Genomic DNA, 14821 nt, shown 5'->3' on the forward strand with positions numbered 1-14821 from the left:
AAAGGCGTGATGTTCGTAGCATAGTTTTCCCCGCTTTCTTACGGCATTTCCCGTTAAATCAGACACCTGAATAACTATCTTGTTGGAGTTCGGGTGAAAAAGAAAAACGACGGCGATGCGCGCAATTTTACTCCCGTACGTTTTGCCCTGCTTTGCGTGGCAATATTATTGAGCCTTGGATTGCTGCTGGGGCGGGTTGCGTGGTTGCAAATTGTCACGCCGACGAATCTGGTAAAACAGGAAGACATGCGTTCTTTACGCGAGGTGTCCATCGCTTCGCCACGCGGAATGATAACCGACAGAGAAGGGCGACCGCTGGCGGTAAGCGTTCCGGTTAACGCCGTCTGGGCCGATCCGAAGACGATTATCAGCAAGGGTGGCGTTGGCTATAACGAACGTTGGCAGGCGTTAGCGAAGACGCTGCATATTTCTCTCAGCACGCTGGCTGAACGCGTTAACAGCAATCCAGCCGGGCGGTTTATCTATCTGGCGCGCCAGATCTCTCCTCAGCAGGCAGAATGGGTCGATAAACTGGATCTGCCGGGAATCAACCTGCGTGAAGAGTCCCGCCGCTTTTATCCCGCCGGACATGTTGCGGCCAATCTGATTGGTTTCACCAACATTGACGGTCAGGGGATTGAAGGGCTGGAGAAAAGCTTCAATAGCCAGTTGATGGGCAAACCTGGCTCCCGCCTGGTACGGAAAGACAAATTTGGCCATGTCATCGAAAATATCACGGAAGTGATGCCGGTGCCGGCGCATGAATTACAGCTCAGCATTGATGAGCGTTTGCAGACGGTTACTGAAGACTCGCTGGACAATGCCGTGACATGGAATAAAGCGGAATCAGGGGCCGCAGTGCTGGTCAACATTGCCACCGGCGAAATACTCTCCATGGCAAGCTTTCCCGATTTCAATCCCAATAACCGTGATGGCGCGGTACTGGATGATTTTCGTAATCGTGCAATTAGCGATACCTTTGAACCCGGTTCAACCGTAAAACCACTGGTGATTATGACCGCTCTGCAGCAGGGGATAGTACAGCCTGACAGCGTGATTGATACTCATCCTTTTATTGTTGATGGGCATCGCATCCGCGACGTCGGATTTTACCCGGAGCTATCGCTGACCGGGATTTTGCAGAAATCGAGCGATACCGGCGTGTCACACCTTTCGCTGGCGATGCCGGTACAGAAATTACTGAATACCTATAAAAGCTTTGGCTTTGGCGATCCAACCGGACTGGGTTTAACCGGGGAAAGTCGCGGATTAATGCCTCAACGCCGCTACTGGAGCGATCTGGACCGGGCAACCTTCGCATTTGGCTATGGATTAATGGTGACGCCGCTCCAACTGGCGCATGTATATGCCACCATCGGCAGTTTTGGTATCTATCGACCCCTTTCTATTACGCGTATCGATCCGCCGGTAATAGGTACGCGGGTGATGCCGGAGGCGTTGGTTCACCAGGTTGAACATATGATGGAAAGCGTCGCGCTACCCGGCGGCGGGGGAACCAAGGCTGCGGTCAGAGATTATCGCGTCGCGGTTAAGACCGGAACGGCAAAGAAAATTGGCGATGACGGCAAATATGTCGATAAATATGTGGCCTATACGGCGGGCGTTGCGCCAGCAAGCGACCCAAAGTTCGCGCTGGTTGTGGTTATAAATAACCCGCAAAACGGTGCTTATTATGGGGGGGCAGTCTCCGCACCGGTATTCAGCCAGATAATGGGTGATGTCCTGCGTCTGGAAAACGTAAAGCCTGACGGTATGCCTGCCGACTCCGAGCATCTGCTGGTAATGCACGGCAGCAACGTATCCTCGCCGTCGCTGTAAGTTATTTTCCCAGGGCGTAATTCGCGTTACACTTGCGCCCTTAAGTCACCTGCCGGAGTTGTCATGTCGTTTTCCTGTCCTCTTTGCCACCAGCCTCTTACTCAAGCGAATAACAGTTTTGTCTGCCCTGGGCGGCACCAGTTTGACGTGGCGAAAGAAGGGTATGTCAACTTACTGCCGGTTCAGCACAAACGGTCGCGCGATCCGGGTGATAGCGCGGAGATGATGCAGGCGCGCCGGGCATTTCTCGATGCCGGACATTATCAGCCGCTGCGCGATGCAATTGTGGATGCGCTCACCCAGAGGTTGAGTTCAGAAGATGCGGCGATCCTGGATATTGGCTGTGGGGAAGGGTATTACACCCATGCGATTGCCGATGCGCTGACGGGCTGTACAACCTTTGGTCTTGACGTTTCTAAAGTGGCGATTAAGGCCGCAGCCCGACGTTATCCGCAGGTGACCTTTTGCGTTGCCTCCAGCCATCGCCTGCCGTTTGCCGACGAGTCAATGGATGCCATCATCCGGATCTATGCTCCCTGTAAAGCGCCGGAGCTGGCTCGCGTGGTCAAACCGGGTGGCTGGGTTATTACCGCCACGCCGGGTCCGCGTCATTTAATGGAGCTGAAAGGGCTGATTTATGATGAGGTGCGTTTGCATGCGCCACACACTGAGCAACTGGACGGTTTTGTTCTGCAAGAGAGTCTTGCGCTGGGGTATCAGATGCAGCTCAAAGGTAGCGAGGCCGTTGCGTTACTGCAAATGACGCCGTTCGCCTGGCGGGCAAAGCCGGAAGTGTGGGAAACGTTAGCCGGTAAAACGACGTTTGACTGCCAGACAGACTTTAGTATTCATATCTGGCAGCGCCTGAATTAACCGTGGAAGTGTGCCCAGAGGATCTGGGCGCCAATACCTATCAGTACCACCCCGCCCAAAATTTCAGCTCGCTTGCCCAGCATCGGGCCAATGAAACGACCGATCATCATGCCGAGCGTAGACATAATCAACGTGGCGCAGCCGATGGCCAGCGCTGTGGCAATAATGTTGACCTGCAGGAAAGCCAGACCCACCCCGACGGCCATTGCGTCGAGACTGGTTGCAATGGCGGTGGTGACCAGCAGCCAGAAGCCATGGCGGCGCTGTGGCTCTTCATCTTCATCCCCGTCGTCGCGAAAGCCTTCTATTATCATTCGTCCGCCTAAAAAGATCAGCAGAATGAAGGCGATCCAATGGTTCCACTCCAGTACAAATTTGCTGGCGAGCATACCCATGCCCCAGCCAATGAGCGGCGTAAGCGTTTCAACGGCGCCGAAAATAAGGCCGGTGCGCAGTGCTTCAGAAAATTTGGGTTTATGCAGGGTGGCGCCTTTGCCAATTGATGCAGCGAAAGCATCCATCGACATGCCGAAAGCAAGAAGAACAGTAGCGGTGAGATTCATAACAGCGTCCTGACCGGGGTATCCATAACACACATCACTGCCCCCAGTAACCATGCATACAGGCTGGAACCACTGTAAATACAGCGCCATTCAGGTATGCATTGCAGTTGATGTGCCTATGGTCTCGCCTGACTGAACCTGTAAGATCAGTCCGTACGCGCCACGTTTTTCAACGAGTATGTTGACACGTACATTTCCGGAGTCTGGAAATCGGCTACTCCCCAACGACGGGCGCAACCTTAACATATTTTGAGAATATAAAACAAGAAACGCAGAAATAATATTTGGCCTCTAATTGAAAACGATTTTCATTTAGATTTATTTATAAATAAAACGTTAAAATAAATAACATTATGAGCAGTGGGATATAGCCTTAGCTATGTTTATTTTGGAATGGATATATATAAAACATAGTTCAGGCTATATTTTTAACTCATTGATTTGAAATTAAAAGTTTATATATGTTTTCGAGATCGTCTATATTCCGTACGCGAATCAGTAATCTTCGATGTTCTAATTGCATCACCAGGACACCGTCTTCAGATAAATTCATCTCTTTAATCCGGTTATATTCAATCCAAACATTGGCGAAAAAAAAGCCTTTCTGTTTGAAGATGATTTTTGGCGTACGGATCCAAAACAGATACAGTCCCATCAATACCAGTGCACATAATAACCATGTGGTAAATTGCGCGCCGTGGCTGGTGATGTTGTTGTAGATAAGAATAGCAATCAAGCCAAGGAAGATAACGCTGTCGACTCTGCTACGAGGAAGCAGGGCGACAGACAGCAGAGTAGGGCCATTACGGCGGGGCATGATGAACTGATCGTAAATGGCATACGCCAGCAGCGAAAAGATAAAAAGAACCAGCACCAGGTCCGTGATAGTCATGAATCCTCAACCCTCTAAATAGAAAAACCGGGGGCAAGCCCCCGGCGGTGTACAACAGTCTTACAGGCCGAGCAGTCCGACAGCGTAGCCCGCGATACCGATGACGAAGAAGCCAACGATGATCCACAGCGGGTTCACTTTTTTACGCAGCAGCCACATACAGGCGAAAGTTAACAGCAGAGGAACCAGACCCGGCATCAGCTGGTCAAGGATAGTCTGCACAGTGGTGACGCGAGTCTGACCATCCTGACCGGTGATGGTGGAAACCACCAGCGGGATGTTTACGTGCGTCCACTTGTTAACCAATGCCCCCATGACAAACAGGCCTAGGATTGACGCCCCCTCAGTCAGTTTCTGCAGGAAGCCGCCGCCCATATCTTTAACGATATCGATACCTTTACGGTAGCCGTATGCTACACCGTAGTAACGGGTTGCCAGACGAACCAGGTTAAACAGGATGAAGAACAGCAGTGGTCCAAGCAGACTGCCGCTCATCGCGATACCTGCGCCAAGTGCGGCGAATACCGGACGTACGGTACCCCAGAAGATCGGGTCGCCCACGCCTGCAAGCGGTCCCATCAGACCAACTTTGATACCGTTGATGGCACCATCGTCAATCTCTGCGCCGTTTGCACGCTGCTCTTCCATTGCCAGCGTAACGCCCAATACGGGGGCTGCTACGTACGGATGGGTATTAAAGAATTCCAGGTGACGCTTAATAGCCTGCTTACGAGCGTCGTTGTTTTCCGGGTACAAGCGGCGGATAGCCGGCACCATAGAGAAACAGAAACCCAGCGCCTGCATACGTTCGAAGTTCCAGGAACCCTGAAACAGGTTAGAACGAAGGAACACGCCACGTATGTCACTCGGAGTGAGTTTTTTCTCGGTGGTAGTTTTAGTCATATCAACCATTTCGCTCACCTGCTAGTCCAGTTCGTTATCGAGATCGTTATTGCCAGCCGCAGCAGCAGGTGCACCGGCTACGCGGTTATATTTCGGGCTCAGCTGAATGTAGAGGATAGCCATTACTGCGCCAATCACACCCAGAGCAACCAGGTTGAAGTTAGTAAATGCCGCGGTGACGAAGCCGAGGTAGAAGAACGGCATCAGGTAGCCTGCGCGCATCATGTTGATGACCATCGCATAACCAACCACTACGATCATACCCCCTGCGATGTTCAGACCGCCGGTCACAACTTCCGGAATGGCATTAAGCATGCTCTGAACTTCACTGGTACCAACAGAAATCGCCACGATTACCGCCGGGATAGCGATACGCATAGCCTGTAGGAACAGGGAGGATACGTGCAGCCAGGAGATCGCCGTCAGGTTACCGTTTTCTGCCGCCTTATCCGCTGCGTGCTGGAATGCTACGGTGATAGTACGAACGATGATGGTCAGTACCTGGCCTGCTGCTGCCAGTGGGATAGCCAGCGCGATACCTGCACCAATGCTTTGGTGACCCGCGATAACCAGAACGGTAGAGATAATTGAGGCCAGTGCGGCATCAGGTGCAACCGCAGCACCGATGTTCATCCAGCCCAGGGCGATCATTTCCAGGGTACCACCGATGATGATACCAGTTTTCATATCACCGAGAACGGCACCAATCAGCGTACAGGCCACCAACGGACGGTGGAACTGAAATTCATCGAGTACCGACTCCATACCCGCGATACATGCGACGATGAACACCAGCACAATCTGAAGAGTGGTAATCTCCATTGTACTTCTCCTATTGCTATACAGACTTAAGTGTGAAAACTAAGTAAATGCCAGGGCGTTATTTCACCTTGGCGATCAAATCCATCATTTTCAGTTTCTGATCGGTAGAAACCTTACGAGCCTCGAGCTCAATACCGCGTTCGTTGAGTTTCTTGAAGGCTTCGATGTCTTTTTCATCGACAGAAATTGCGTTGTTTACCTGCGTTTTACCCTGACGGAAAGCCATACCGCCAATGTTTACAGAGGTAATTTTCACACCACCTTCAACGATACGTTCTACGTCGGTCGGGTTGGTAAACAACAGCATCACACGCTCACCTGCATATTTCGGGTTGTTGTAGACGCGGATCATTTTCGCGACATCAACCACATGCGCCGTCACACCCGGAGGTGCAACCTGGGTCAGCAGCGTTTTACGTACGGTATCGGCGGCAACTTCATCACTGACGACGATAATGCGTGTTACGTTGGTTTCTTTGGTCCAGCGAGTTGCCACCTGACCATGGATTAAGCGGTCATCAATACGCGCCAGGCCGATCTGCATATAATCGTTCGGACCCATCGGTTTGGCGGGAGCTGCTTTTGGTGCCGCGACTGGGGCTGGAGCGGCTTTCTCCACCGGTTTTGCTTTCAGCGCTTTCACGCCTTCACTACCGGTTTCAACGGCCAGTGCCACTAATTCATCGAAGCTGGGGTTGTCATCACGCGCCATGAAGGTTTCAACCAGCATGGGAATGTTCACACCGGCGATGACTTCGTAATGCTCTTTATCGACGACAATGCGGCTCGCAGCGTTAAACGGGCTGCCTCCCCATGTGTCAACGAGAAACAGCACGCCTTTACTGGTATCGAGTTTTGCCAACTGAGCGTTGTACTTTTCAATCAGCGTTTCGGCATTTTCGCCTGGAACGAAATCGATCCAGCCGACGTTTTCCTGCTCGCCTAACAGCATTTCTGCTGTCTTAAGTAACTGCTCTGCAGCCCAACCATGTGTGCCTATTACAATAGCAATGGTCACTTGCTACCTCCTTTATTATCGTTAACACATCAACGTGAAGATGTATTTGAATCGTCGTCCGCAATCGAATCGATTCAGATAAGGGTTACAAAGAAAAACCTATGATTTTCGTGAATTATTTTAGATATCGAAAAAAATATTTTATGTGATGAAGATCCGTAATTTAACTTCCGATAAAAAGAAATTTCGAAGGGTAAAATATCTCCGAAACAACTTATTGCAAAGGAAGGTAAATCTTTGCTAAAAAACGGTTGTCTCTGTTATGTTTAGCATCGGTTTAATTACTCAGGAGTATAGGGCAGTAGCTCACCATATGGATCGTCACCGACGTCATTTCACTATCAGGCCGTATCAAGCCTGTCAGATTGGCACTTTTTGCCACAAATTTTCTCTGCATATCGCTTCAACGCCTGAGATCCTCAGCGCGCAGTTTGGTCATTCCTTAAGCAGGAGCTTGTCATGGAATTATTAATGGACCCGCAGATTTGGGTGGGTTTGCTCACGCTTGTCGTTCTCGAAATTGTTCTGGGTATTGATAACCTGGTCTTCATTGCGATCCTGGCTGATAAGCTGCCGCCAAAACAGCGAGATAAAGCGCGTTTAATCGGTTTGTCACTGGCACTGGTTATGCGCCTGGGCTTGTTGTCCGTGATTTCGTGGATGGTGACGCTAACTAAGCCGCTATTTACGGTAATGGACTACTCGTTCTCGGGGCGCGATCTGATCATGCTGCTGGGGGGGATTTTCCTCTTGTTCAAGGCCACGACAGAGCTGCATGAGCGGCTGGAAAACCGTGAACATGATACCGGCCAGGCAAAAGGGTATGCGAGTTTTTGGGTTGTTGTGACGCAGATTGTCATCCTCGATGCGGTGTTCTCGCTGGATGCCGTTATTACGGCGGTCGGTATGGTCAACCATCTGCCGGTGATGATGGCGGCGGTCGTGATTGCTATGGCCGTGATGCTGCTGGCTTCTAAGCCGCTGACACGATTTGTGAACCAACATCCGACGGTGGTGGTGCTGTGTCTGAGCTTCCTGTTAATGATCGGTCTGAGCCTGGTTGCCGAAGGGTTTGGCTTCCATATTCCGAAAGGCTATCTGTATGCGGCGATTGGCTTCTCAATCATCATTGAGTTGTTTAACCAGATTGCCCGTCGGAACTTTATTCGCCACCAGTCGACGCTGCCGCTGCGTGCGCGCACTGCCGATGCAATCCTGCGTCTGATGGGGGGTAAAAGTCAGGCCAGCGCGCAGATGGAATCCGACAACCCGGTGCCGGTTCCCGTCCCGGAAGGCGCATTTGTGGAAGAAGAACGCTATATGATCAACGGCGTCCTTTCTCTGGCATCGCGTTCATTACGCGGCATTATGACGCCTCGTGGCGAAATTAGTTGGGTTGATGCAGACCTGAGCGTGGAGGAAATTCGTGAGCAATTGCTCTCGTCACCACACAGCCTGTTCCCGGTGTGTCGTGGCGAACTGGATGAAATCATCGGTATTGTGCGTGCTAAAGAGCTGCTGGTCGCGCTGGAAGACGGCGTGGATGTGGCGGCCATTGCCTCTGCGTCTCCGGCTATTATTGTCCCGGAAACGCTGGATCCTATCAATCTGTTAGGTGTTCTGCGACGCGCCCGCGGCAGCTTTGTTATCGTCACTAACGAGTTTGGTGTAGTCCAGGGTCTGGTCACGCCGTTGGACGTATTAGAAGCTATTGCCGGTGAATTCCCGGATGCCGATGAAACGCCTGAAATTATTGCTGATGCAGGCGGTTGGTTGGTGAAAGGTGGTACCGATCTGCATGCGTTGCAACAGGCGCTGGACGTGGATACGTTAGTGAATGAAGATGAAGACATCGCCACGGTGGCAGGTTTAGTCATTGCCGCTAACGGCCATATTCCACGCGTAGGTGATGTTATCGATGTTGCACCGTTGAGCATTACGATTGTCGAAGCCAATGACTATCGTGTGGATTTAGTTCGCATTGTTAAAGAACAACCCGCTCACGACGAAGACGAGTAAGCGGGGTTAGCGAAACGGCATAACGTGCATACTGTGTCGCCCGTTATGCCGGGCGGGCGGCGGCGTGCTGCCCGCCAGCCATTTGGGAAAATCGCGCAGCGGCATCGGCTTTGCGTACAAAAAGCCTTGCAATAAATGTACGCCGTGTCGGCGCAAATGCTGTGCCTGCGCCTGTGTTTCAACGCCTTCCGCCACCAGTTCGATATTCAGTTTTTTCCCCAAAGCGATAATGATGTCTGTGACGGTTGAGTTCACGGCGTCTGTCCCGATTGCCGAGGTAAATGATTTATCAATCTTCAGCACATCCGGGCGAAGCTTTTCCAGCCAGGAGAGCGAGCTGTTGCCGGTGCCGAAATCGTCAATTGCCAGCTTTACGCCAAGCCGATTTAACTCGCGCACGACCCGATAATCCACATCCAGCAACGCATCGCGCTCGGTGAGTTCGATAACCAACTGCTGAATAGGGTGCTGGCTGAACCAGTACTGGTTGAGATCTTTTAGCAGCGTACCGTTACGAAAATGGCTGGCGGCAACATTTATCCCAATATGAAACTGGCTGCTCATCGGGAATACGTGCCGTTGCTGAATGGTTTCTGCGATGACATGACGGGTAAGCGGCACAATCAGGTTGTGCTCCTCTGCGATGGGAATAAACACTTCGGGAGAGATCCAACCCTGGCGCGGGTTATTCCAGCGTAAAAGGATTTCCACTCCCATACATTGCTGGGTTTGCGCATTAAGTAGCGGCTGGCAAAACAGCTCGAATTCCCGTGCAGCAAGGGCCAGATTTATCTCCCAGGAGAAGCTCATTCTGCTGGCGGTCGCCAGCCATGCCAGGTAGCCCACTAAAAAACTTAGGATCACCGCCAGCGGCAGTTGTGTTGGTAGATGTTTTATAGCCAGTTCGCTGGCACCCGGACCGGTGACGCTGATAGTAAAGGGGAAATGTTGCGATGAGAGCTGGTAGCGTTTTTCATTATCCAGTTCAGGTAGCGTATCGACAACACCCTGTCCATATAGCAAATGGCGATTACCGACGGTTAAGCTGGCATGGGTAATTTGCGGTGGCTGGGGTTCAAGCAACATGGACGATAATAAATCAATGTTAACGATTTCCAGCACGCCATCTGAGCCATCGGCAGATGCTGGATACCATTGCGTCAGAATCGGACTGCCCTTAATCAACGAATGGTCGGTAGACAGCAGCAATTGCGGCTCCCGACTGGGTAATTCAGGCTCCAGTTGGCGAATAGGCACATTGCGATAGCCAAAAATGCTGGAACAATAAAGGACCCCGCTCTGAATCAGGCTGATAGAACGTACCGTTTGCAGTCTGGCTGCATGCTTACTCAGAGGTAAACGCGCGACTGAGCAGGGAAGCCCAATCAGCGGTAGCAGTACATCGCGTCCGGTCTGTAGGGGCAAAAGCACGTCATCCAACTCTTCAACGGCGTGGTTGGCAAAGGTAACGGTATTGCGATGATTTAAATTACGCTCCGAAATAAATCGGACAGTTAATGTGAGAATGAGCGTCAGTAGTGCACATAGTGTGCAGACGATTAAGCGATTCCGGCGATAGTTCTTGATGATCCTTTGCGCTGTTTGCATGCGGGCCGCCCGATAAGCCGTTGGTCACAGTAGCCAACAGCAACAGAGCAAGTGTAGTGGGGAAAATTACGCCAGACGAGGGAGAGGGGGCAAATTCGCCCATCTGTCGCAGATGGGCGAAAAATAAGTATTAGTCACATTGAACTTTGATTGCCAGGCCACCGCGTGACGTTTCACGGTATTTGGCGTTCATGTCTTTACCTGTTTCGTACATGGTCTCAATGACTTTATCCAGCGAGACGCGCGGAGCGCTGGTACGGCGCATTGCCATACGCGCAGCGTTGATCGCCTTCACTGACGCAATGGCATTACGTTCGATGCACGGAACCTGTACCTGTCCCGCCACCGGATCGCAGGTTAAGCCGAGGTTATGTTCCATGCCGATTTCAGCAGCAACACATACCTGCTCAGGGCTCGCGCCTAACAGTTCAGCCAGACCCGCGGCAGCCATGGAACAGGCTACGCCCACTTCACCCTGACAACCCACTTCTGCACCAGAGATAGACGCGTTCATTTTATACAACGCGCCAATCGCGCCGGCCGCCAGGAAATAACGGGTATAGATATCCGGGCTGACGGACTCGATGAAATGATCGTAATAGGCCAGTACCGCAGGCACGATACCGCAAGCACCGTTGGTTGGCGCAGTAACTACGCGACCACCCGCGGCGTTTTCTTCGTTAACGGCCAGCGCGAACATGTTCACCCAGTCGATCACGTTCATCGGATCGTTGGACAGCTTGTCGCTGGAAACCAGCATACGACGCAGGGCTGAAGCACGACGAGGAACGCGCAGCGGACCCGGCAGCACGCCTTCGGTGTTCATACCACGATCGATACAAGCCTGCATGGTTTGCCAGACGTTACCAAAGTACTCTTCAATCTCTTTTTTACTGTGCAGAGCAAGTTCGTTCTGCATCGCCATGCCAGAGAGAGACAGGCCGGTGCTGTTGCAGTATTCCAGCATTTCAGTGGCGGATTTGAACGGATAAGGCACACTGACCTCGCCCGCGGCATCCTGACCAAAATGTTCTTCATCAACGATGAATCCACCGCCGATGGAGTAGTAGGTTTTGCTGTAAATGACGGTTTCGCCACTGTACGCGTGGATCTGCATTCCGTTTTCATGCAGCGGCAGGTTGCCGTTGTGAAAACGCATTCCGTCATTCTGCGGGAAATCCACTTCGTGCTGACCCTGCGCAAGCAGCAGGCGTCCACGCGTTTCTACGTCGCGGATAAATCCGGGGATGCTGTCAATATCCACGGTAGCAGGCTCATTGCCCGCCAGACCCATAATAATGGCGATATCGGTATGGTGACCTTTACCCGTGAGCGACAGTGAACCATACACGTCGACGGCGACACGAGTAACGCTGTCCAGTAATCCTTTTTCGACCAGGTCATCGACGAACTGTTTACCCGCCTTCATAGGCCCTACGGTATGGGAAGATGAGGGACCAATCCCCACCTTAAACATGTCGAATAGACTAATCACGATAATACTCCTACAGGGCGACTGGGGTTTCCAGTAACGATGTTATAACTGCGCATAGTGTAAGAGGGAACGCGGCGATCGGCTTAACTATTCACATGAATTAAACTAATAGATAACCGCGGTTTTACTAATGTTGTGACCTGAGTTTCAAGTTGTCTATGGTGTGCGTAAAGATAAGTATAGTCAGGGCTTGACGCCAATTTGCAGCGCCAGCTCACGAATTATTCCGGCGGTCATTCCCCAGACGAAATATTGCTCATACCAGGAAAGCCATACACGATGTGAATCGCCGCGACGGTAGATATCCAGTGGATGATAACGACCTAAATGCAGGGCTTGTGCCAGCGGCATTTCGAACACGGCGGAAACTTCATCAACACTTGCGCGATACGGCAAATTTGGCGGGATAATGCCTACCACCGGCGTGACCTGGAAACCGGTCACGCTGTCCACCGGCGGCAGAACGCCAATCACCTCCACGCAGGATGGTGGGATCGCCACTTCTTCCTGCGCTTCGCGAAGGGCGGCGGCAATTAACGAGGCATCGCTGCTATCCACCGCGCCGCCGGGAAAGGCGACCTGTCCTGCATGCTTGCGCAGATGAACGGAACGCTGAGTTAATAGTAACCCCGGCTGTGCACGACGCACGACGGGGATCAGTACGGCGGCCTGACGCTGGTTTAACGCAGTATGATTAACCTGCGGGCGCAGGAGTTGAAAGCGCGATAAAAAATCATCAAGCGTCAGGCTGCTGTATTCCACGTGTCAGTTCTCCAGTTGGTGCAAAATACGATTCACTTTATCAAACGTTTCCTGATACTCCGCATCTTCCTGGCTGTCCGCCACAATGCCACCGCCAGCGGAACAATAAATGCGTCCGTTGGTGGCTGTCAGCGTGCGAATGGTGATGCTGGTATCCATATTGCCGCAAAAGCTCAGATAGCCAATGGAACCGCACCAGGCGTTGCGTCTTTGCGGTTCCAGTTCGTCAATAATTTCCATTGCCCGCACTTTTGGCGCACCGGTAATAGAGCCGCCAGGGAAGGCGGCGCGCAGCAGGTCAGTGGCGTGCAATGACTCTGGCAGACGCGCGGTAATGGTGCTGACCAAATGATGAACGGCAGGGAACGGTTCGACAACGAACAGTTCCGGAACCTGTACCGAACCGGGTTCGGCAACGCGGCCGATATCATTACGCATTAAATCGACGATCATCAGGTTTTCCGCCTGATCCTTTGGGGAGTTCGCCAGTGATTGAGCCTGTAGACGATCGGCATCGGCATCTTCAAGTCTGGGCAGCGTGCCTTTAATCGGGCGCGTCTGGATGTGCTGGTTTTCCAGCAGAATAAAACGCTCAGGTGAAAGGCTGAGAATCGCCCCTTCCTCAAGACGTAAAAATGCACTGAACGGGGCGCGGTTCTCATGGTTGAGACGTACAAACGCCAACCACTCATCGCCTTGATAATGCGCCTGAAAACGCTGGGCAAGATTGACCTGATAGCAATCGCCGCTGTGCAGATAACGCTGCACCTGACGGAACCTTTCACCATACTGCTCGCGGGTCATGTTTGACTGCCACGAGGATGTTAACGAAAACGGTTCGCGCACGGGTATCTGTTGATTTTCCAGCCAACGGCGTCGTGCCTGTACATCGGAGTGGCTAAGTAGCGACACCCTTTGCAACTGATGATCGACAATCAGCGCCCAATCGTAAATGCCAACCGCCATGTCCGGTAGCGTGATATCCTGTTCGGCTTCCGTTGGCAGAGATTCAAAACGACGGCCTAAGTCATAACCGAACAGACCCAATGCGCCTCCCTGGAAGGGAAAATCGGGATTATAATCGGGCTGAATAGTCAGCGATGTCAGCGCCGAACGTAAAACCGTCATCGGATCATCAACCGTTTGCATAGTGCCGTGATGGTCATGCACAACGGTCTCTTCTGCATGTGTGACCAGCGTGGTAATGGGGTCGGCGACCAGAATATCAAAGCGATTATGCGGATGGTCGGCATGGCCTGAATGCAAAAGCATTGCCCAGGGCTGGTGGCTTAATGTGGCAAAATAGTGCTCAGCGGCGTCCAGACGCCAGGGGAGTGTGATTACAGCGGGAGATAACGTCTTCATCAGTCCTGACTCGTTGCTACTTCACTGGCTATGTGCCGGGTAGCATGAAATAATTAGCGCTAATAATTTAGCAGGAGTTCACCATGATTGCAGGTTTACCTTCACTCACGCACGATCAGCAGCAACAGGCGGTTGAACGCATTCATGAACTGATATCCCAGGGGATGAGCAGTGGCGAGGCGATTACGAAAGTGGCTGCTGAATTACGCGCCAGCCATACCGGCGAGCGGATCGTGGCGCGTTTTGAAGATGAAGACGAATAACGCCGCTTATACCGCAGCGATAATCTTAATTTCAACTTTGTATTTCGGGTTCATTAACCCGGCCTGAACGGTGCAACGTACCGGCGCGTGACCAGCAACAACCCATGCGTCCCAGGCTTTGTTCATGGCGGCAAAATCATTTTTGTCCGCCAGGAACAGGGTTGCATCAAGAATACGTGACTTGCTGCTGCCCTGTTTTTCCAGCACCGCATCAATTTGCGCCAGCGTATTTGCCGTTTGCTCAAAGGCGTCGGCATCCAGATTTTCCGGTACGCCGGTGTAATACAACGTGTTGTTGTGGATAACCACGTCGGACCAACGCGCTTCGGCATCAATGCGCACAATCGTCATAAATCATTCCTCATTTACGTTTTTTCATAATGGCTTCGGGTTGCGCCA

General features: G+C 51.9%; 14 protein-coding genes. 4 read left to right on the forward strand and 10 right to left on the reverse strand.

The annotated features are described in order from the left end of the window. The first annotated feature begins 93 nt into the window (after positions 1 to 93). On the forward strand, positions 94 to 1839 hold the full coding sequence (ftsI, locus tag HV352_RS09810; protein ID WP_016156796.1) for a peptidoglycan glycosyltransferase FtsI: 1746 nt from the start codon (positions 94 to 96) through the stop codon (positions 1837 to 1839). A 63-nt stretch (positions 1840 to 1902) separates the two neighbouring features. After that, positions 1903 to 2712 carry a 23S rRNA (guanine(745)-N(1))-methyltransferase gene (rlmA, locus tag HV352_RS09815; RefSeq protein ID WP_181635383.1) on the forward strand — a complete coding sequence of 270 codons (810 nt, stop codon included), beginning with the start codon at positions 1903 to 1905 and terminating at the stop codon, positions 2710 to 2712. On the opposite strand, the gene mntP is transcribed toward rlmA, so the two are convergent. From mntP to manX, 5 genes are all read right to left on the reverse strand, one after another. Further along, positions 2709 to 3275 carry a manganese efflux pump MntP gene (gene mntP, locus HV352_RS09820; protein ID WP_016153398.1) on the reverse strand — a complete coding sequence of 189 codons (567 nt, stop codon included), beginning with the start codon at positions 3273 to 3275 and terminating at the stop codon, positions 2709 to 2711. The genes rlmA and mntP overlap by 4 nt on opposite strands. Positions 3276 to 3708: 433 nt before the next feature. Continuing rightward, positions 3709 to 4167: a DUF986 family protein gene (locus HV352_RS09825; protein ID WP_016153397.1), complete on the reverse strand. Its 459-nt coding sequence runs from the start codon at positions 4165 to 4167 to the stop codon at positions 3709 to 3711. A gap of 60 nt (positions 4168 to 4227) precedes the next feature. After that, positions 4228 to 5079 carry a PTS mannose transporter subunit IID gene (locus HV352_RS09830; protein ID WP_016153396.1) on the reverse strand — a complete coding sequence of 284 codons (852 nt, stop codon included), beginning with the start codon at positions 5077 to 5079 and terminating at the stop codon, positions 4228 to 4230. A gap of 12 nt (positions 5080 to 5091) precedes the next feature. Beyond that, positions 5092 to 5892 carry a PTS mannose transporter subunit IIC gene (gene manY / locus HV352_RS09835; RefSeq protein ID WP_016153395.1) on the reverse strand — a complete coding sequence of 267 codons (801 nt, stop codon included), beginning with the start codon at positions 5890 to 5892 and terminating at the stop codon, positions 5092 to 5094. 58 nt (positions 5893 to 5950) lie between these two features. Then, on the reverse strand, positions 5951 to 6910 hold the full coding sequence (gene manX / locus HV352_RS09840; RefSeq protein ID WP_181635384.1) for a PTS mannose transporter subunit IIAB: 960 nt from the start codon (positions 6908 to 6910) through the stop codon (positions 5951 to 5953). A gap of 459 nt (positions 6911 to 7369) precedes the next feature. Here manX and yoaE point away from each other — a divergent pair, with 459 nt between their 5' ends. Further along, positions 7370 to 8929: a CNNM family cation transport protein YoaE gene (yoaE, locus tag HV352_RS09845; protein WP_016153393.1), complete on the forward strand. Its 1560-nt coding sequence runs from the start codon at positions 7370 to 7372 to the stop codon at positions 8927 to 8929. Between the two features lie 6 nt (positions 8930 to 8935). Here the strand turns inward: yoaE and HV352_RS09850 are convergent, their stop codons facing one another. The 4 genes from HV352_RS09850 to pabB all read right to left on the reverse strand — a co-directional run bounded on the left by HV352_RS09850 (position 8936) and on the right by pabB (position 14159). Beyond that, positions 8936 to 10537, reverse strand: a complete 1602-nt coding sequence (locus HV352_RS09850; protein ID WP_019076975.1) for an EAL domain-containing protein — start codon at positions 10535 to 10537, stop codon at positions 8936 to 8938. Between the two features lie 130 nt (positions 10538 to 10667). Further along, positions 10668 to 12032: an L-serine ammonia-lyase gene (sdaA, locus tag HV352_RS09855; RefSeq protein ID WP_016153391.1), complete on the reverse strand. Its 1365-nt coding sequence runs from the start codon at positions 12030 to 12032 to the stop codon at positions 10668 to 10670. Between the two features lie 183 nt (positions 12033 to 12215). Beyond that, positions 12216 to 12794 carry a CoA pyrophosphatase gene (locus tag HV352_RS09860; RefSeq protein ID WP_016153390.1) on the reverse strand — a complete coding sequence of 193 codons (579 nt, stop codon included), beginning with the start codon at positions 12792 to 12794 and terminating at the stop codon, positions 12216 to 12218. Positions 12795 to 12797: 3 nt separating this feature from the next. Next, positions 12798 to 14159: an aminodeoxychorismate synthase component 1 gene (gene pabB, locus HV352_RS09865; protein ID WP_181635385.1), complete on the reverse strand. Its 1362-nt coding sequence runs from the start codon at positions 14157 to 14159 to the stop codon at positions 12798 to 12800. Positions 14160 to 14242: 83 nt separating this feature from the next. On the opposite strand from pabB, the gene HV352_RS09870 reads away from it, so the two are divergent. Further along, positions 14243 to 14422 (forward strand): YoaH family protein, encoded by a 180-nt coding sequence (locus HV352_RS09870; protein WP_016153388.1) that lies wholly within the window; start codon positions 14243 to 14245, stop codon positions 14420 to 14422. Between the two features lie 6 nt (positions 14423 to 14428). Here the strand turns inward: HV352_RS09870 and HV352_RS09875 are convergent, their stop codons facing one another. Next, positions 14429 to 14773, reverse strand: coding sequence for a RidA family protein (locus HV352_RS09875; protein ID WP_016153387.1), 345 nt, complete (start codon positions 14771 to 14773; stop codon positions 14429 to 14431). Positions 14774 to 14821: the final 48 nt, after the last annotated feature.

This window comes from Citrobacter sp. RHBSTW-01044 (assembly GCF_013781945.1).
GTDB classification, from domain to species: Bacteria; Pseudomonadota; Gammaproteobacteria; order Enterobacterales; family Enterobacteriaceae; genus Citrobacter; species Citrobacter braakii.